Origin of the sequence: Desulfoscipio gibsoniae DSM 7213, assembly GCF_000233715.2 — a bacterium.
Lineage (GTDB): Bacteria > Bacillota > Desulfotomaculia > Desulfotomaculales > Desulfallaceae > Sporotomaculum > Sporotomaculum gibsoniae.
The window spans coordinates 1,875,459-1,894,789 of record NC_021184.1 but is presented as its reverse complement, the minus strand read 5'-3'; the positions used below and the strand labels follow the sequence as shown (position 1 = coordinate 1,894,789).

The 19,331-nt window shown below is 46.1% G+C and carries 20 protein-coding genes; all 20 read right to left on the bottom strand.

All coding sequences use genetic code 11. From position 1 onward, the window contains the following. Complete coding sequence (locus DESGI_RS08820; RefSeq protein WP_006522485.1) at nt 1-1,260, bottom strand: M16 family metallopeptidase; 1,260 nt, start codon at nt 1,258-1,260, stop codon at nt 1-3. Nucleotides 1,261-1,343: 83 nt separating this feature from the next. Then, nucleotides 1,344-2,495 (bottom strand): D-alanyl-D-alanine carboxypeptidase family protein, encoded by a 1,152-nt coding sequence (locus DESGI_RS08815; protein ID WP_006522484.1) that lies wholly within the window; start codon nt 2,493-2,495, stop codon nt 1,344-1,346. Nucleotides 2,496-2,712: 217 nt separating this feature from the next. After that, nucleotides 2,713-3,453, bottom strand: a complete 741-nt coding sequence (locus DESGI_RS08810; protein ID WP_006522483.1) for a polysaccharide deacetylase family protein — start codon at nt 3,451-3,453, stop codon at nt 2,713-2,715. A gap of 112 nt (nt 3,454-3,565) precedes the next feature. Next, the gene (locus tag DESGI_RS08805) at nt 3,566-4,240 is read right to left on the bottom strand and encodes a hypothetical protein (RefSeq protein ID WP_006522482.1); all 675 of its coding nucleotides are present in this window, start codon (nt 4,238-4,240) and stop codon (nt 3,566-3,568) included. A gap of 143 nt (nt 4,241-4,383) precedes the next feature. Then, nucleotides 4,384-6,618 carry a polyribonucleotide nucleotidyltransferase gene (locus tag DESGI_RS08800; protein ID WP_015617954.1) on the bottom strand — a complete coding sequence of 745 codons (2,235 nt, stop codon included), beginning with the start codon at nt 6,616-6,618 and terminating at the stop codon, nt 4,384-4,386. Further along, nucleotides 6,593-6,715, bottom strand: a complete 123-nt coding sequence (locus DESGI_RS26040) for a hypothetical protein (protein ID WP_006522480.1) — start codon at nt 6,713-6,715, stop codon at nt 6,593-6,595. Before DESGI_RS26040 ends, DESGI_RS08800 begins: the two co-directional genes overlap by 26 nt. Nucleotides 6,716-6,826: 111 nt before the next feature. After that, entirely contained in the window at nt 6,827-7,096 is a 270-nt protein-coding gene (gene rpsO / locus DESGI_RS08795; RefSeq protein ID WP_006522479.1) for a 30S ribosomal protein S15, read from the bottom strand. A gap of 97 nt (nt 7,097-7,193) precedes the next feature. Continuing rightward, entirely contained in the window at nt 7,194-7,415 is a 222-nt protein-coding gene (locus DESGI_RS08790) for a hypothetical protein (protein WP_041285339.1), read from the bottom strand. Between the two features lie 11 nt (nt 7,416-7,426). Then, the gene (locus DESGI_RS08785) at nt 7,427-7,657 is read right to left on the bottom strand and encodes a hypothetical protein (protein ID WP_006522477.1); all 231 of its coding nucleotides are present in this window, start codon (nt 7,655-7,657) and stop codon (nt 7,427-7,429) included. 174 nt (nt 7,658-7,831) lie between these two features. Beyond that, nucleotides 7,832-8,773, bottom strand: a complete 942-nt coding sequence (locus DESGI_RS08780) for a bifunctional riboflavin kinase/FAD synthetase (protein ID WP_006522476.1) — start codon at nt 8,771-8,773, stop codon at nt 7,832-7,834. A 27-nt stretch (nt 8,774-8,800) separates the two neighbouring features. After that, nucleotides 8,801-9,715, bottom strand: a complete 915-nt coding sequence (truB, locus tag DESGI_RS08775; RefSeq protein WP_041284833.1) for a tRNA pseudouridine(55) synthase TruB — start codon at nt 9,713-9,715, stop codon at nt 8,801-8,803. A gap of 2 nt (nt 9,716-9,717) precedes the next feature. After that, a complete protein-coding gene (locus DESGI_RS08770) occupies nt 9,718-10,698 on the bottom strand; it encodes a DHH family phosphoesterase (RefSeq protein ID WP_006522474.1) in 981 nt (326 codons plus the stop codon). After that, nucleotides 10,691-11,038, bottom strand: a complete 348-nt coding sequence (gene rbfA / locus DESGI_RS08765) for a 30S ribosome-binding factor RbfA (RefSeq protein ID WP_006522473.1) — start codon at nt 11,036-11,038, stop codon at nt 10,691-10,693. Before rbfA ends, DESGI_RS08770 begins: the two co-directional genes overlap by 8 nt. Nucleotides 11,039-11,070: 32 nt before the next feature. Continuing rightward, on the bottom strand, nt 11,071-13,773 hold the full coding sequence (gene infB / locus DESGI_RS08760; RefSeq protein WP_006522472.1) for a translation initiation factor IF-2: 2,703 nt from the start codon (nt 13,771-13,773) through the stop codon (nt 11,071-11,073). 18 nt (nt 13,774-13,791) lie between these two features. After that, on the bottom strand, nt 13,792-14,118 hold the full coding sequence (locus tag DESGI_RS08755; RefSeq protein WP_006522471.1) for a L7Ae/L30e/S12e/Gadd45 family ribosomal protein: 327 nt from the start codon (nt 14,116-14,118) through the stop codon (nt 13,792-13,794). Continuing rightward, nucleotides 14,115-14,384 carry an RNase P modulator RnpM gene (rnpM, locus tag DESGI_RS08750; RefSeq protein ID WP_006522470.1) on the bottom strand — a complete coding sequence of 90 codons (270 nt, stop codon included), beginning with the start codon at nt 14,382-14,384 and terminating at the stop codon, nt 14,115-14,117. The genes DESGI_RS08755 and rnpM overlap by 4 nt, the downstream gene beginning before the upstream one ends. Before the next feature lie 11 nt (nt 14,385-14,395). Next, nucleotides 14,396-15,478, bottom strand: coding sequence for a transcription termination factor NusA (gene nusA / locus DESGI_RS08745; protein WP_006522469.1), 1,083 nt, complete (start codon nt 15,476-15,478; stop codon nt 14,396-14,398). A gap of 78 nt (nt 15,479-15,556) precedes the next feature. Further along, on the bottom strand, nt 15,557-16,018 hold the full coding sequence (gene rimP / locus DESGI_RS08740; RefSeq protein WP_006522468.1) for a ribosome maturation factor RimP: 462 nt from the start codon (nt 16,016-16,018) through the stop codon (nt 15,557-15,559). Between the two features lie 336 nt (nt 16,019-16,354). Next, nucleotides 16,355-18,070: a proline--tRNA ligase gene (locus DESGI_RS08735; RefSeq protein WP_006522467.1), complete on the bottom strand. Its 1,716-nt coding sequence runs from the start codon at nt 18,068-18,070 to the stop codon at nt 16,355-16,357. Continuing rightward, on the bottom strand, nt 18,057-19,130 hold the full coding sequence (gene ispG, locus DESGI_RS08730) for a flavodoxin-dependent (E)-4-hydroxy-3-methylbut-2-enyl-diphosphate synthase (RefSeq protein ID WP_006522466.1): 1,074 nt from the start codon (nt 19,128-19,130) through the stop codon (nt 18,057-18,059). Before ispG ends, DESGI_RS08735 begins: the two co-directional genes overlap by 14 nt. Nucleotides 19,131-19,331 lie beyond the last annotated feature (201 nt).

The following is a 19,331-nucleotide window of genomic DNA, read 5'->3' as shown; positions in this document are numbered from 1 at the left end:
TTACATATTATTAATAATTTCGCCCAGTAGATCACCATCATCCCAAGGCCCCACACTGGCCATACAGAAATTTTCCGGTTTTAAAACAGTGCTGGCCAAATCCTTAATATCACTATCCGACACGGCCATGATACGATTTACGATTTCGTCCGGTGGCACAATCTTGCCAAGATACATTTGTGATTTACCTAACCTGCTCATCCTGGTGCTAACATTTTCCAAACTAAGCAGCAGATTTCCCTTTAACTGGTCTTTAGCCCGCTGTAGTTCGGTGGGGGACACCCCGTTTGACTGGATATGGTATATTTCCTTAATAATCAATTCTAGAGTGGCCCGCACGTTTAGTTTGCTCAGTCCCGTATAGATACAAAAAAGACCGGCATCATGGTAAGAGCTGTGATAAGAAAAAATTGAGTAAACTAGCCCGCGCTGTTCCCTAATTTCCTGGAAAAGCCGGGAGCTCAAACCTCCGCCCAAAATAGTGTTTATAATTTGTAAAACATATATCTTTTCATGATCCAAGGGCAGTCCCGGCGTACCCAGACATATATGGACCTGCTCGGTATCCTTGGCCCGGCAAACCACCTGGCGGGCGGGTTCCGGCAATGTATAAAGTTTTTCTTTTTTGTCTCCGCTTAATTTACCAAAGGTATCGTTTAAAGCATAGATAACCTTTTGATGTTCAAAATTGCCTGCTACCGATATCACCAGGTTACCTGGACTGTAATACTTGTTATAAAAGGATAGTATTTGCTCCCGGGAGAGCCCCTGCACTGTTTTTTCATCCCCAATGATCGGCCTGCCCAGCGGGTGGGACTGCCAGATGGTGCCGGCAAATACATCGTGCACCAGTTCATCCGGGGCATCTTCGTACATTTTTATTTCCTCTAGGATCACATTGCGCTCCCGGTCAATATCAACCTGGTCAAAACGGGAATGCAACAGCATGTCACCCAGCAAGTCAATACCCAATGAAAAATGTTCATCCAACACCCTGGCGTAATAACAGGTATACTCTTTGGTGGTGAAGGCATTTAACTGACCACCCACGGCGTCCAGCGCTTCTGCTATATCCTTAGCGGTGCGTTTTATCGTCCCTTTAAACATTAAGTGTTCAATAAAATGAGATATACCCGCCACTTCATTACTTTCATCCCGGGAGCCTATATCCACCCAAACTCCAATGGCCACCGACCTTACATGCGGTATGTTCTCCGTCAGCACTTTAATTCCATTAGCCAGTTCGGCTATCTGTATCACGCAGTTACCTCCTGTTTATAAAATGTACCATACACTATGCCAATTGGTATATTTCTTGTCATTTTCATTAAATCCTTGTTTTACTATAAATTTTTAGAACAAGCATTTTTCATTATTCTGGCAGCCTTCTGCCATAAAGTCGTTTTCTCAATTGTACAGCCAGCCACAATATTAGTGGCACCTACCTGGATACCATTAACATACACACAAATTTTACCCAGAGGCTGCCCATCATAAACCGGTGCACTGATATTACGCAACAGTTTAATTTTTTTCTCCAACCTGTCCGTTCCATCCACACGTAAATCAACTGTAATATCATCCAATGCTTTAACCGGTACCGTATCGCTAACCCCATCAGTAACATTAACCCGTTCATACACTGCACCGGCATAAACAGTTTGCACAGCTTTAAATTCACCGAAGCCATAGTCCAGTAGCCGGCTGGCATCTGCAAAACGGTCACTACCATTTAAAATTACTGCCAGTAAATGCCTGTCCCCCCTGGTGGCAGAAGCTACCAGGCACTTGCCTGCCGCCTCAGTGGTACCTGTTTTAACACCGTCAGCCCCGGGGTAATGCCAAAGCAATTTATTAGTATTTTTTAAGTAATGGCTAATACCTCCAGGTCCCTCGATCACCTGGGCACGAGTTTTAACAATCCGGCAAAATGCCGGGTCATGCAGGGCATAACGGGCCAGCAACGCAAGATCATAAGCAGTGGAATAATGGCCCTGTGCCGGTAGACCATTAGTATTGCGAAAGCTGGTGGCTTCGGCCCCCAGCAGTACCGCCTTTTCATTCATCAATAGTACAAAGGATTCCTCAGTACCGGCTACATGTTCGGCGATAGCTACACAAGCATCATTACCGGAACGCAGCAGTGCACCATACAACAGCTGTTCCAGGGTAAGTTTTTCCCCTGGCTCAAGATACATGGAAGATTCCCCAACTGCGGCGGCCCGGGGACTAACCGTTACAGTTCCTTTAATATCCGCACCTCCAAGGGCCACCACAGCCGTCATTATTTTAGTCGTACTGGCCATAGCTCTTGGCTCCCTGTCGTTTTTATCATAGAGAATTTGCCCGTTAGCCACATCCAGCAATAATGCCGACTGGGCACTGATATGCACAAGCTGCTCTTGATCATTGGCCAGCCCGGGCGAAGTATATATAAATGTGACCAAAACACAAAAAAATACCACCAATGTTATAGCAAACCTGCTTAAATGCATTATGGGAACACCTCATTTATATTAATATGGTTTATGTTAGGTTTTCCCATAATGCCAAATTATTATCCCGCTTACCTAATCCTCACCGCCATACCCAAAAGGGACACACCGCTACAACAACAATATTACTTTGGGACAGGAATGTCCCCAAGCTAAAAGTTATTAAACAATACCAAAATCCCTGGATAAATAAACATTTCCATATGCCCACAGATAGTTAGACTCCGTCTGAATTAAGAGTTTCTTTATCAGGCAATTGTTCCAGCATCTTACCCACCGTAATTAATTCAAAACCTTGTTTCTTTAAGCCATCAATAATTTCAGACAATGCATTTACAGTGGGCGCGGTGGGATGCATAAGCACAATGGCACCGTTTGACATTTTATTCAATACACGTTTACTGATTATTTCCGGGGCGGGACGCTGCCAATCTATAGTGTCAATAGTCCAAAGCACGGTCTGGTAACCCAATTCCTGCGCAGCCTCTAATACCGCCGGCCCCCTTTCCCCATAGGGGGGAGCATACAGCCGGGGTTTTTCACCGGTGATAGCATAGATAATTTTTTCCGCTTTTGTTATATCCAGCAGGTTCTCCTGCCTTGATAGATTGTCGGGATGTGGGTGGGAGTAACCGTGGCTGCCAATTTCATGACCCTGGTCATATATTTTTTTCACCAAATCGGGAAATTTTTCCGCCCAGGTACCACCAACAAAAAATGTCATTTGTACATTTTTTTCCTCTAAAATTTCCAACATTCGTCCAATATATTCCTCGCCCCAGAACACGTTACATGTCAGAGCCATAGCCTTAACATCTTCATCGCCCTGGTAAATGGGTTCGACAGCAACGGTGGTGGCGACATGATCACGGATGCAAACCACCCATAAAATAAAGACTAGTGCACTGACCAATAAAAAAATTTTAATAACCCTCCGACAATTAATGATAATAAACATACTCCTCCCTCCCCACTTACTATATTTTCATAAATACTTATGCATCAAACCATATGAAAATGCTGTTGAAAATAAATAACCCACCCCTATGGGCAGGTTATCGGGCATGCTTTTAGATACGTTTAAAAAGCACCACTTTAGAATGCCTCCACCAAAGCTCCGGCCTTTCAAAATCAACGCCATTATCCAGCCTGCACAGCGACCATTTATTGGGCTCTTTAAGCACCCGGCTGTGCCAGCCTGGGTAATCCCCCCAAATGATTTTATCTTCCTCACCAATTAAAATGTAAGCATCGACTGAACTGGTGGCCCTAAAATCACTAGTCCAATCGCAACCTTCGGGCATCCAGCTGCATATTACCAGCTGCGGGCTGTATTTTTTAAGCGCTGCGCGGTAATCCATATTCTCCGGCATTACTTCATTGGTCCAATACCCTTGGGGCAATGTTTCAGTATAATTATCCACCGCCGCCAGTGCCACCCCCCGGCTGCGCAAAACATTAGCCAAATCACCGTTACCCGCTCCAACCTCAAGCACGGGACTAAGGTTTAAATCGTTAACCTCCGCAGCCAGGGTTTCATTAAATTCTTTGTTTAAAATTTGATAAATACCAAATACAGAACAATAAGGTTTCAACAATGACAGCCGGCATATAACTGCGTTTTGGCGCCAAGCTGCCTCCGGGTTGTATTTCACCGGACAATCAGCAAAATTATTTTTCATCCACTGTTTTTCACGGTTGATTTTCTCCTGCACGCTTTTATATCCAAACAACTCCAAAGACATTACGCAGACCTCCCAGCTTCATGACAATAAGCAACTGTGCCTAAACTAAGCACGCCACCAGTTGACTTTACAAGCACACTTTACCTACAGTTTAAAACTGTGTTCCCAAAAAATAAACCCCTTTTTTTTCAGGGGTATTTTAACTAGCTTGATTTATGATTTTGCGGTCGGCGCTGGCTACGCTGAGGGCGCCGGTTATCCCTATTTTCCTTTGGCCTTTCTTTGTTTTCCATGCCCTCGGGAACCGGAAGTAAATCCTTATGGGATAATTTCAATCTCCCTTGATTATCATAACCAATCACTTTAACCTCTAACATATCCCCTTCTTTGACCACATCTTCCACTTTATTTACCCTTTCGTGGGCCAGCTGGGAAATATGCACCAGACCGTCTTTACCCGGCAGTCCTAATACTCCGGGTATGATCTCCACAAAACAACCAAAATCTGTAATCTTAACCACTTTACCATTATAAATCTGACCGCTTTCCACATCCTTAGTCAGCTTTTCTACGATTGATAAAGCTTTGTAGCCTGCATCAGGATTGACAGCGGCTATGAATACCCTACCATCATCTTCTATATCAATATCCACACCGGTTTCTTCGATAATCTTTTTGATTATTTTACCGCCAGGGCCAATCACGTCCCTGATTTTATCCGGATCAATAACAGTTTGAATAATCCTGGGTGCGTAAGGGGATAAATCAGTCCTGGGTTTATCTATTACTTCCAACATTTTACCCAGAATATGCATCCTTCCCTCATTGGCCTGGTTCAGGGCAATTTGCAATATTTCACGGTCAATACCGGCAATTTTAATATCCATTTGCAGTGCAGTAACACCCTTGGCGGTCCCGGCTACTTTGAAGTCCATGTCCCCCAGGTGATCTTCAAGTCCCTGAATATCGGTTAATACCGCAAATTCATCACCTTCTTTAATCAAGCCCATGGCCACACCTGCCACCGGTGCCTTTATGGGCACCCCTGCATCCAAAAGCGATAAACAACTACCACAAACACTACCCATGGATGTAGAGCCGTTACTTTCCAATACTTCAGATACAATCCTTATCGTGTAGGGGAACTTTTCTTCAGGTGGAATCATTGGCTCCAAAGCGCGCTCCGCCAGCGCCCCATGTCCGATTTCCCGCCTGCCCGGCGAGCGCATCGGCTTGGTCTCCCCGGTACTAAAAGGTGGAAAGTTATAATGGTGCATATAGCGTTTAGTTTCCTCAATACCCAGCCCGTCAAGTATCTGCTCTTCCGATATAGCCCCCAGTGTTACAATGGAAAGCACCTGGGTCTGTCCCCTGGTAAAAAGGCCCGAGCCGTGGGTGCGTGGCAAAACACCTACCTCAACGCTAATGGGCCGCACCTCGTTAAGCGCCCTACCGTCAATGCGCACCCGGTCAACCAGAATGAAGCGGCGGACCAGTTTCTTTTCTACACCGTCGATGATACTGGCAATGGCTTTAGCCTGTTCAGGGTATTCTTCCAGTAATTCCGCCGTAAGTTTTTCCTTTACCCCGTCTAGTAAAGCTTCCCTTTCCTTTTTGGATAACTGTTTAACAATGCATTCTTTTATTGCAGATTTAATATCCTCGGAAACCCTTGCGGTTATAACGTTTTCCAACTCTTCTTCAAGGACCATCAACTCAGGCTCATATTTCTCTTTGGCCAAACCCATGGCCAGTGCTTCAGTGCGGAAATCATTAATAAATTCGACAATTTCCCGCACCTTTTCATGTCCGAAAATAATGGCCTCCAGCATTTCATTCTCGGGTACTTCTTTAGCGCCGGCCTCCACCATCATTACGGCGTCCCCGGTACCAGCCACTACCAAATGCATATCGCTTTTCTCTGCATCGGTTATATTAGGATTGATAATAAGCTTATTATCAACACGTCCTACGATAACCCCGCCAATAGGGCCTTTAAACGGAATTTCCGAAATGTGCAAGGCGGCAGAAGCACCCACCATGGCAGCCATCTCCGGCGGGTTGTCCTTATCCACTGATAAAACCAAAGCAATAACCTGTACTTCATTGCGCATACCCTTTGGAAACAAAGGACGAAGGGGCCGGTCAATCAACCGCGCCGTTAATGTAGCCTTTTCACTGGGCCGTCCCTCTCTCTTAATAAAACCGCCGGGTATTTTACCCACTGCATACAAACGTTCCTCATAATCACAGGTAAGTGGGAAAAAGTCAATCCCTTCCCTGACCTGCTTGGCCATAGTAGCGTTAACCAGCACCACGGTGTCACCATAACGAACCAACACGGCACCTCCGGCCTGTTTAGCCACCCGACCTGTTTCTATGGTCATTTGTCTGCCGCCAACATCAATGCTTTTACTCAATATTTTCTGCTGCTGCATATCCTGCTTTTTGTTCCGGCTCGAAAAAAAGGAACCGGTATACCTCCTTCCTAATCCAGTCAAGTTCAACTAGGGACTGGAATATTACTATAATCATAAAAAAACCTCATTCTACATATTTAGTAGTATATCCTGCCTAAAATATAAAAAATACATTAATTTTTTTGCTATTAACATAAAATGTAAAGAGCGGGTATATAACCCGCTCTTATTTGCGTAATCCCAACTTTTCAATTAACTCGCGATAACGATTAAAATCCCGGCCTTTCAAATAGTTTAATAAAGCCCGGCGCTGACCAACCATTTTCAACAGCCCACGCCTGGAGTGGTGGTCTTTTTTATGGATCTTAAGATGCTCTGTAAGATCGTTAATCCGCCTGGTCAATATGGCCACTTGAACTTCAGGAGAGCCGGTATCATTTTCATGTAGCTTAAAGCTATCGATAACAGATTGTTTATCCGGCACTGACAATGCCACAGGGTTCACCTCCTTTATATTATAATCGCTGTTAGCCAAGCTAATCGTCGGAGATAAACGAATTCCCTAGCTAACAGTTCACATATGTTAAATTTAATTACTTGCCTATCACGGTAATCACCAAGCGTCCGCTGGAAATATCTTTGGCCACAATATCAAACATGCGCCCTGATTTTGCAAAAAACCCCCTAAAACGGGTTGCTGTAGGTATACGGCCCGGTATACCGCTGGTAGCAGCTATAATATCAGCTACCGTAATTTTATCCTGGCGATAATCACGTAATCGCTTCCGCGCATGTTCAGTAATAATCACATTCATTTCCATATTATTTAATTTGCCCCGGTCTGGCAGGTTTGTTCATCCTCTTCCTGCGCTAAAAATGCATACAAGGCATCCTGAAATGCGGCTATCTGAGCATCTTCCTCCGTGCTGGCCTGCAAATAAATTTTTTCTAATTCTTTCTTCAAATTCTGAAAATCCTCACTCAAACAAATCAGCGCAATATGATTTAACCATTTTTTCATTTCCTCTTCCGGCAAATCGATCTTGGGCACCCCCATTAATGAAACGTCTCCCTTCAATTTCATACGGGACGTTTACGACTGGGCAATAATCTGATAAGTTCGCTTTACAACCGTTTTTCGAGGCACTAATTTATTGTAGCATAATCTACCTGACAAGTAAACTTACATGGCATAGAATACGTTGCGTAAAAACTCTCAACTTTCAACCTTTCAACACCCGGCACCAGTGGAATCAATACGAGCTTCATGAATATCCCTTTGGATCTGTTCAATTAATTCTCCAGCTGAGTTAAATCTTTTTTCATTGCGCAACCGTCTGATAAAATATACCCTGATAAGTTTGCCGTATAAATCACCACAAAAGTCCAGCAAATGCACTTCTATAGTTCTAATAAAAGTGTTTCCGTGGAAAGTAGGCTTAACGCCAATATTGGCCACCCCTCCCAGGGTCTGTCCGTCTATATCTACTTTTACTGAATACACACCATTGGCCGGCACCAACAGATTATGCTCAACCTCTATGTTGGCCGTGGGGAAACCCAGGGTGCTGCCACGTCTTTCACCGTATACCACCGTTCCCTCAATAACAGGGCTATAGCCAAGGTATTTCCTGGCCTCGGATATTTCCCCATCAGCCAGTAAACTTCTTATCAGCGTGCTGCTCACAGGCTGGCCTTCAATGCTAACCGGCTGCAGAACCACCACATCAAAACCCAGTTTCTCGCCGTACTCCTTTAATAATTCCGGGGTGCCCCGCCCCATATGGCCGAAAGTATAATTATAACCTACAATAACAGCTCGTACCCCCAGCTGATCATGTAAAACATGTTTAATAAAGTCCTCAGGACTCAGGCGGGCAAATTCCAGGGTGAAAGGTATCCACAGCAGCACCTCTACACCCAACTCCGCAAACATATTCCTTTTTACATCCGGCGGTAAAATCAATGGCGGCGCACCTTGCGGGTTCAATACCGCCAGAGGATGGGGAACAAATGTAAATACGGTCGGCGTTCCGCCAACCGCTTGCGACTTAGCTACCAAATCGCCAATCAACCTCTGGTGGCCTAAATGTATACCGTCGAAATTACCTAGACCGACTACTATGTCTTTATATTTATCCTTTAACCCTACCCAGTCTTTATAAATACGCACTGCTGATATAACCTCCACATTTTGTGTTTAAACCAGTACTTTAACCGGTTGAAGCATATAATGCTCCGACATGTTAGGGTCATCTTTAACAGCCGCCAGGGCAATTAATACGCCTGCCCTTTCCAGGCGAACCAACTGCTTGGCAACCAGCCGGCTTGCCAAGATATGAACTGGCAGCGTAATACTGTTGCCGCAGCTAATAGCTCTTGCTGATCTGTTATCAAGATCAACTACGGGAATGTAAGCCAGCGCTCTGCCCATGGGCACCAGCAATGTTTCCATATCCAGCCCGCTAGGCTCGGTCAGCTGCTCCAGGGTAATAGTATCCTCCAATGCAAACACCCCCGCCCGGGTACGTAACAAAAAAGACATATAAGCGCCACAACCCAGCTTCTCCCCCAGATCATGGCAAATTGTGCGCACATAAGTGCCCGCTGAACAATGAATATGCAAAATAGCGCTGGGGAATATCTTATCATCATTAAAATTCATCAGCGCAATTTCATGTATGTAAACAGTACGAGGCTTCCTTTCCACTTCAATACCAGCCCTAGCCAGTTCATAAAGTTTTTTGCCATGGTGTTTGATGGCCGATGTCATTGGTGGTATTTGATTAATCCACCCTTTAAAACTCTTTAATTCTTGTTCTATATCAGTAGCATTTATACCATACGCGCCGTCCGATTTAAGTACATCGCCAAAAGAATCCTGGGTGCTGGTGGATTTACCAAAGGTTATTTCCGCTCGGTAACATTTGTCATCCGGCAGAAACTGTATAATCTTAGTAGCCTTTCCCAGGCAAACAGGCAGCACACCAGCAGCCCCCGGGTCTAATGTCCCCGTATGGCCCGTTTTTTTTTGACCGGTGACTTTTCTGACATAACCTACCACATCATGACTGGTCATGCCCGGGGGTTTAAGAACATTTAAAATACCATCCATACTCATTCATCCCTTAAAGCCTTTAGAGCGGCTTGCAGTAAACGGCCTTTAATATCCTCCAAATCACCCTCTATCAAACAGCCGGACGCCCGGGGATGGCCACCTCCTCCAAAACGAGCTGCCAGTTTATTAACATCCAAATAGTATTTGGATCTCAAACTAACTTTATATTTGCCGTCCTCCAATTCGCGGAAGAATAATGCCAATTCAACACCTTTAATCATACGTGGATAATTAATTACGCCGTCTACATGTTCATCAGATGCATCTAAGCTGCGCAACGTATCCCTTTTCACATACATCCACGCCACTCGACCGCAATCACTTATACCCAGTGTTTGTAAAACAGCGTTTAATATCCGCAGGCTAACCAGTGGCTTTTCTTCATAAAGGAGTTTATTAACTCGTGCCGCCGGAACACCTAGTTTCATTAAGTCAGCCACCCTAAGATGGGTCATGGGTCCTGTATTGTCATAGCGAAAAGAACCGGTATCAGTAACAATAGCTACATACAAACAAGTAGCTATATCTTCATCAAAAACCACCGGCAACAAAGGTAACAAATCGTAAACGATCTCGCCCGCAGCTGCGCAAGCAGGTATGTTTAAATATACATCACCAAAGACAACTGAACCAGCATGATGATCTAATACGACCACCCGGCCCGCCCGGTCGAGCAGTTCCTTAAAATGCCCCAACCGGTCGGGCACCGAGCAATCCACAGAAACAAATAAATCAAATCGCCACTGTTTGTTAAGCTCTAACTGCACTTCACCCGCGCAGGGTAGAAAGCCATATACTGCCGGCACTGGGTCGGGACTGCAAAACACCACCCTTTTGCCCATTTGCCGTAGAGCCAGCCCCAAGGCCAGCATAGCCCCCAAACAATCGCCATCGGGCATGACGTGACCGCAAAGTGCTATGCTTTCCGCTTTATTAAATTCATTAACCACCGAGGAGAAAAGCTGTTTATTATCAAACATCTTTACCCTTAACCTCATCCAACAATTCCATAACCCGGACACCGTGATCCAAAGATTCATCAAGATGGAAAGATATCTCAGGCACATGTCTCAGCCTGATACGGCGCCCCAGTTCTGTACGAATAAACCCCTGCGCTTTTTTTAGGGCCAGCATGGTATTGTGCCTTTGCTCGTGATTACCTAAAACGCTAACATAAATTTTGGCATATTTCAGATCGCCTGACACATCTACCCCGGTTATGGTGGCAAAACCAACCCGCGGGTCTTTTAATTCATTTAATAACAGGTCGGACATTTCCTTTTTTACAGCCTCGGCCAACCTTTCCGGCCGGTGGGACATAACAATCCCCCCTTGCGGTTATAGTACTATAATCAGGCCAGTTCCCTTTTGATAGCCTCCACAGTATAGACCTCTATTTGGTCGCCTTCTCTGATATCATTGAATTTTTCCACAGTGATACCGCACTCGTAACCCTGCATCACTTCCCGAGCATCATCTTTAAACCTTTTTAGCGAATCCAGATGGCCCTCATGAATTACAATTCCATCCCTGATTACCCGGACACCTGCATCTCTAGTTACCTTGCCTTCAGTTACATAGCACCCTGCTATTGTGCCCACCTTGGTCACTTTAAATGTCTTGCGAACTTCAGCCCTTCCCAAAACCACTTCTTTATACTCAGGCTCTAAAAGGCCGCTCATGGCCGCCTTTATATCATCTATGGCGTCGTAAATAATCCTGTATAACCGGATATCCACTTTTTCTGTTTCCACAGCGTTACGAGCATTCACGTCAGGCCGCACATTAAATCCAATAACTATAGCATTGGAGGCCGATGCCAGCATAATGTCAGACTCTGTAATGGCACCAACACCACCATGGATGACGTTAACTCTAACTTCATCAGTTCCAATTTGCTCCAATGCCTGGCGCACGGCTTCCACTGAGCCCTGCACATCTGCCTTAATAATTATGCTAAGTTCTTTAACCTGGCCTTCTTTAATTTGATTAAATAAATCATCCAGCGAGACTTTCGGTGCGGATAGCTTAAGCTCTTCCTCCCGTTTTTTATTAGCTCGTTCATCGATAATTTGCTTGCCAAACTTTTCATCTTCCACTGTATAAAACAATTCCCCGGCCGGCGGCACTGCTGAAAAACCCAGTACTTCAACCGGCATGGACGGGCCTGCTTTATTCACCCTCCGGCCGGTATAGTCCATCATCGCCCTGACTTTCCCATAAGCAACACCAGCAATAATGAAATCTCCAACCCGCAGGGTGCCATTTTGCACCAGTACAGTGGCCACCGGCCCACGGCCCTTATCAAGCTCAGCCTCAATTACCGTTCCCCGGGCCGTCCGGCTTGGATTGGCTTTATATTCACCAATTTCCGCCACCAGCAGAATCATTTCTAAAAGATCTGTAAGGTTTTGTCTTTCCTTGGCCGAAACCTCAACGAAGATTGTATCCCCACCCCATTCTTCCGGTATGAGGTTATACTCTGTCAATTCACGCTTCACTTTTTCCGGGTCAGCATCGGGCTTATCAATTTTATTCACAGCCACAATGATAGGTACCTCCGCAGCCCGGGCGTGGTTAATCGCCTCAACAGTCTGGGGCATTACACCATCGTCAGCGGCTATTACCAATATGGCAATATCAGTTACTTTGGCTCCCCTGGCTCGCATAGCGGTAAATGCCGCGTGCCCGGGCGTATCAACAAATGTAATTTTCTTGCCTTTGTGCTCAACCTGGTAAGCACCGATATGCTGCGTAATACCACCTGCCTCGGAGGCAGTCACATTGGCATGACGGATAGCATCTAAAAGTGAAGTTTTACCGTGGTCCACGTGCCCCATGATAGTAACTACCGGTGGGCGCGATTTCAAATTACTAGCATCATCTTCAGGTTCCTGCATCATCAACTGGGCTTCTTTATCCAGCTCAATCTTTACCTGCACCTCAAAACCCATCTCATTAGCCACAATGGTTGCTGTATCAGAGTCAATTTCCTGATTTATAGTAGCCAGTGTACCAAGCTCCATTAATTTTTTGATTACCTCGCCGGCACTAATGCGCATCTTTTCGGCCAGCGACTTAACAGTAATAGTTTCACCAATAGTAATAGGCTTTTTCTCCACCGTTGGTACCGGCTGGGTTTTCTTACGAGGACCTCTATTAAATTTTTTGTTCGGACTATTTCTAAAGTCACGCTCTTTCTTGGAGGCATCTTTGACAAACCTGTTGTCCTTGGTATTTTTTCCTTTAAAGGTATGTTTTTCAACCTGCTTAGAGCGCTCCTGAGCTTTATTTTTCTCCAGTGCTTTTACCTGGTCCGGCATACTCTTTTGGGCCATCTTAGCCAGACCACCGCCAGCATCAGTGTGTGGTGCGTGGCCTCCTTTTTTGGCACCCCGGTCAAATGGTTTCGCCGGTCGTTGTTGGCCTGCCGGACGGTTATGGTCGCCCGGTTTGTTGCGGTCGCGAAAAGCATGGGACTGGCCTCTGTTTTGCTCGGGCTTATGAACCATCCCACGATTCTCAGCCTGTGCATGCTGACGTTCGGCAGGCACTCTACCCTGCTGACCGTTTTCCTTTCTGGGTTGGTTACTTCTAGGTTGGTTACTCCTGGGCTGATTGTTCCTGGGTTGGCTACCCCTGGGCTGGTTACCTTTTGGTTGATTGTTTTTGTGTTGATCGTCTTGTTTTTTGTACCTCGACTCACTTCCACGACCCTTGTCACTGGGAAAATTACCAGCCGTTTTTTCTGTAAAAACACGATCGGGTGGGCGGTCGGGAACCCGATCAACCAAACCGGGACCACGGTCTTGGCGATCCCTGCCACCGGCGGCCTTTAAGCTTCCGTGTTTTTCATTTTTAGGCTGCGGTGACTTAGTTATCTTACTGGATCCGCCAGCACTCTGGTAATGGTTCCTTATCCTTACTATTTCGTTTTCCTCCAGGGTGCTCATATGGGACTTTACATTAATACCCATTTGATTAAGTTTCCGCAGCATATCCTTACTTTCTATATTAAGCTCCTTGGCAAGTTCATGAACACGTTTTTTTACCATACAATCACCTCCGAATAATTAAAACGTACACAAGTCAACCTCTCCCCTTTCCATCGCTCCGGCGATACCCCGGGCAAGCTGTTCATCTATTATCGCCACCGCTGTACGGGGCGCCTTTCCCAGCAAAAAACCCAGTTCATTCTTGGAAGAGTAGCAAAAAGCAGGAACACTATTTTCTTTAGCCAACTGCATAAACTTTTCTTGACTGCGTTTTGATGCATCACTAGCTAGAATCAGCAATTTTATTTCGTTTTTTAAAAAAGCATTTTGCACGGCGGTTTCGCCGCTGATCACCTTTCCGGCCCGCCTGCACAAACCAAGCAAATTGGCCACTGCATCGTTCATGGCTGGTCCACCCTTTTCAGCAGACTTTCTTTAATTTCCTCGGTAATGGCATGCTTTAAAGCCTTTTCGAGTCTTTTACCTTTTAATGCCTTATCCAGGCACTCTTCATTTGGACAAATGTATGCACCCCGCCCCGAACGCTTACCGGTGCGATCTACCTCAATAGTCTCCTCAGGCGTGCGTACAACTCGAATTAATGTTTTTTTGGGCTTCATTTCCTGGCAGCCTATACACATTCTTTCCGGTATTTTTCTCACTTTAGGCAAGCCGAAACCCCCTATTCAATAAATTCCTCGGCAAACAAATCTTTATAATCAGGATATAATTCAGCCATTTGGCTCTCACTTTTTATATCTATCTTCCAACCCGTCAACTTAGCAGCCAAGCGAGCATTTTGCCCTTCTTTTCCAATAGCTAAGGAAAGCTGGTAATCAGGTACAATGACCCGGGCCACCTTTTCATCTTCCCAAATCTCAACGGCCACTACTTTGGCCGGGCTAAGTGAGCTAGCCACAAATTTAGATGGCTCAGGGTCCCATTTAATGATATCCAATTTTTCACCGTGCAGTTCATTAACTATGGTCTGCACACGCATCCCCTTTGGACCGACACATGCTCCCACTGGATCCACGTTTTCATCTCTGGAAAAAACAGCTATTTTAGAGCGATAGCCTGCCTCACGAGCTACAGATTTCAACTCCACAACACCTTCCTGCAGTTCAGGAACCTCCAGTTCAAGGAGTCTTTTTAAAAGTCCGGGGTGCGTCCGGGAAACAAAGATTTGCGGCCCCTTGGTGGTTTTTTTCACCTCCACTATGTAGGCCTTCACCCGATCACCCTGAGCATAGGTTTCACCTGGTATTTGCTCCGCTGGTGTTAATATAGCCTCTGTTTTGCCCAGTTCAATAAAAGCGTTCTTTTGTTCAATCCGCTGCACCACGCCGCTTATAATGTCACCTTCCCGGTTGGCGAATTGCTCATATATTATGTTGCGCTCGGCTTCGCGAATCCGCTGCACCACCACCTGCTTGGCTGTTTGGGCCGCTATCCGTCCAAAATTACGCGGCGTAACCTCCGTCTCCACCACATCACCCAAATTGTATAGGGGATCAATGGCCCTGGCCTCAGATAGCGATATTTCGAGGCGTGGATCGAGTACCTCTTCAACAACATTCCTCTGGGCGTAGACTTTACAATCGCCTGATTCCCTGTCCAAAAGCACCTTGGCATTTTGCAGTGATCCAAAATTTCTTTTATACGCTGAAAGCAGCGCAGCCTCTATCGCCTCCAGCAAAACATTAGCGGAAATCCCCTTTTCTCTTTCAAGATCCTTCAGGGCTTCCAAAAATTCGGTATTCATTACCGTGTCCCTCCACAAAAACTATTCCATACAATATTACAATATATTTAAAGCCCACAAATAGTGATCATACTGTCCTTAAAACTCAGGTGACAAACGAGCAGAAGCAACCTGATCCAAAGACAGAATAACACTGGTGCCGTCCACATCAAGGGTTACCGACCGGTCTTCGGCAGCGATAATTTTTCCTTTAAACTTGCGTCTGCCTTCCACCGGATTAAATGTAGTTAATTTTATTTGCTCGCCGGCAAATCTAGCAAAGTCGGCCGGTTTGTTCAGCGGTCTGTCCAGACCAGGTGATGAGACCTCCAGAGTGTACGCATGCGGTATAGGATCGTGTTCATCCAACAGCGGGTCTATATTCTCGGAAACCAACTGGCAGTCTTCGAGGCCCACACCGGCGGGCTTATCAATAAAAATCCTTAAAAACCAGCGCCCCCCTTCCCTGGTGTATTTTATATCCACCAGTTCAACACCTAGTTCAACCAGTTTGGGGGTAATGATTTGTGCTATGGCTTTTACTGTTTTACTACTATTCATTTCTTTGTCCTCCCCAGCTAAACTTACTAGTTTCCCTTAGTATAATACGAAAGAGTGGGCAATACCCACTCCTTCAATAACAGGTCTACATAAATAGTCTTTAGTGGTCATTTTCAATGCCGGTCATCACTACTGGACCACAGGGGCAATCCTCTCGATCTCCCTAAAACCGCATTTAAGCACCGTGGAGATCTATTACATAAACGACCTTAAAAACCACCAAAATAGCGAATAGGCACAAAAGCAAATTAATATTATCATAAAAGGGAGCGTTTGACAAGGTGAACACAATCATGCATCATGTTTGGCCATCCTTAAAGAGTCTAAATTACCCCTTTAACCAATATCCCTTAGCTTTGTCTTTACAGCATTCACCACATCATCTTGCGGCACAAGCACTGTTTCACCGTTGCGCCGCATGTAAAGCTCCACTTGGCCGTTCGCTAATCCCTTAGACCCCACGGTAACGCGCAGAGGATACCCCACCAGGTCCGCATCATTAAACTTTACCCCTGCCCGCTCCGGCCGGTCATCAATAACAGTCTCCACTCCTGCATCATTAAGATCATTATATATTGTTTCTGCGGCTTGCATAAGATTCTGATCTTTGCTGCTCACCGGCACTACTATTACATGATAAGGCGCTATTTGTACCGGCCAGATAATCCCACGCTCATCATAATTTTGCTCAACGGCGGCAGCCATCGTCCTGGTAACGCCAATACCGTAACAACCCATAACAAACGGCCTGGCCTTACCGCTTTCATCCAAAAAAGTGCCCCCCAGTGCTTTACTGTATTTAGTACCAAGTTTAAAAACCTGACCAACCTCAATTCCTTTGGCCTCTAGCAATTCAGCACCGCATTGAGGGCAGGGCTCACCCGCTTTTACCAAACGAATATCCGTAATTAAATCCGGCTTGGTATCCCGCTGCGGGTTAACATTAACCAGGTGCTGCTCTTTTTCATTGGCCCCGCATACGGCATTAACCAAACTCATTACCTCCGAGTCGGCCACCAGCTTTACCCCGTTCAATCCCACCGGACCGGCATAGCCCACCGGAGCTCCGGTTACCCCGCGCACAGTCTGCTCATCAGCCAGGTCCAGCCTGACACAGCCCAGGACATTATATAGCTTGATCTCATTTATTTCCCGGTCACCCCTGATCATCACCGCAACATTTTCCTTATCGGTGGTGTAGATAACGGTTTTGATCACTTTTTCCGGGGGCACGTTTAAATATTCGGTTACTTCACTAACACTGCGGCAGCCCGGCGTAGACACCTTTTGCAACTCTCCGGGCACGTCAATGTTACTGGCAAGCGAATGAACTGCCTCAGCCCGTTCCTGGTTGGCCGCATAACCGCACTTTTCATCAGCGCAATAAAGTACGGTGGCTTCCCCTGACTCAGCCAGCACCATAAACTCATGAGTGTCACTACCACCAATGGCTCCCGAATCTGCCACCACCGGCCTAAACTGTAAACCACAGCGGCGAAATACATTAGTATACGCTTCATACATTTTGTTATAACTGGCATCCAGCCCCGCTTCATCACGATCAAAGGAGTATAAATCTTTCATGATAAATTCCCTGCCACGCATCAAGCCAAACCGTGGGCGGCGTTCATCCCGGTATTTGTTTTGAATTTGATACAGCAGCAGCGGCAACTGCTTATATGAATTTATCTCTCCTTTAACCAGGGTAGTAATAATTTCCTCATGGGTTGGCCCCAAGCAAAAATCCCGGCCATGCCTGTCCTTAAATCTGAACAACTCGGGACCATACACATCCCAGCGCCCGGATTCCTGCCACAACTCTGCCGGCTGGATAATGGGCATCATTATCTCCTGGCCGCCCTGCCTGTCCATTTCTTCTCTAATAATGCGTTCGATTTTGAGAATTACCCGCCAGGCCAAGGGCAGCAATGTGTACACACCTGCTGCCGCCTTACGCATAAAACCAGCTCGCAGCAGCAGCTGGTGACTGATCACCTCAGCTTCTGCAGGCACCTCCCGCAGTGTCGGCACCAGCAAATTAGACACCCTCATCCCCGTTCCTCCCTTGAATAATATGATCAATTTCCTTCATCAGCTCTTCAACCAGTAAGCTTTCCTGTACTTTTCTAATTACCTGTCCTTTACGAAAAATAAGACCTTCTCCAATACCGCCGGCAATACCCACATCGGCATGTCTGGCCTCCCCGGGACCATTGACAACGCAGCCCATCACCGCAACTTTAAGCGGTTGCTTAATGGCCGCCAAACGCTGTTCAACTTCGCTGGCAATTCTAACCAAATCAATGCGCGTTCGACCACAGGTGGGGCAGGATATCAGCTCCGCTCCCCGGCGCCTTAAGCCCAGTGCCTTCAATATCTCGTAGGCCGCCCGTACCTCCTGTACAGGATCACCGGTCAAAGAAACCCGAACTGTATCACCCAGGCCTTCCCACAGCAATGCCCCTATACCTACCGCCGACTTAATGCTTCCTGCAAACAAAGTACCCGCTTCGGTAACCCCAATGTGAAACGGGTAATCTACTTTATCGGCCAGCATGTGGTAAGCGGTTAACATAAGAGGTACATCTGACGCCTTAAGGGAAATTTTAATTTCATAAAATCCCAGTTCCTCTAGTATGGATACATGGCGCAAAGCGCTCTGCACCAAAGCCTCAGGGGTTACCCCTTCCCGGAGCAAATCCTTTTCCAATGATCCGGCATTAACGCCGATACGTATTGGCACATTCTTCTGCCGGGCCGCCTGAACCACCGCCACAACCTTATCACGGCTGCCAATGTTGCCCGGATTGATCCGCAGCCCGTCCACTCCCGCATCGATAGCCGCCAGGGCCAATCGATAATCAAAATGAATGTCCGCAACTAGAGGAACTTCCAGCCCCCGCATTATGTCCGGCAATGCCCGGGCCGCCCGCTGGTCAGGTACCGCCACCCTTATAATTTCACAGCCGGCTTCAACAAGCCGCCCGATTTGCGCCCGGGTGGCTACAACATCACAGGTATCGGTATTAGTCATGGACTGTACTGACACCGGTGCGTCACCACCCACCGTGACAGCACCCAGGCGTACCGGCCTGCTTTTCCTACGCTGCATATATTTATCCCCCAATAGAAATTAACTTTTATAATATGTATATATTGTATATAAAATCATATTTTTTTTATAACTGCATTAACAAACCAAATATATTATAACATTTTGGTAAAAGTTTTTCCAAGGGACCCGCTCCGAGCCCAAATTTTTACCCCGGCAGCTATACCTAGCACCGGGGTTTTTGTCATGATTTAAATACTG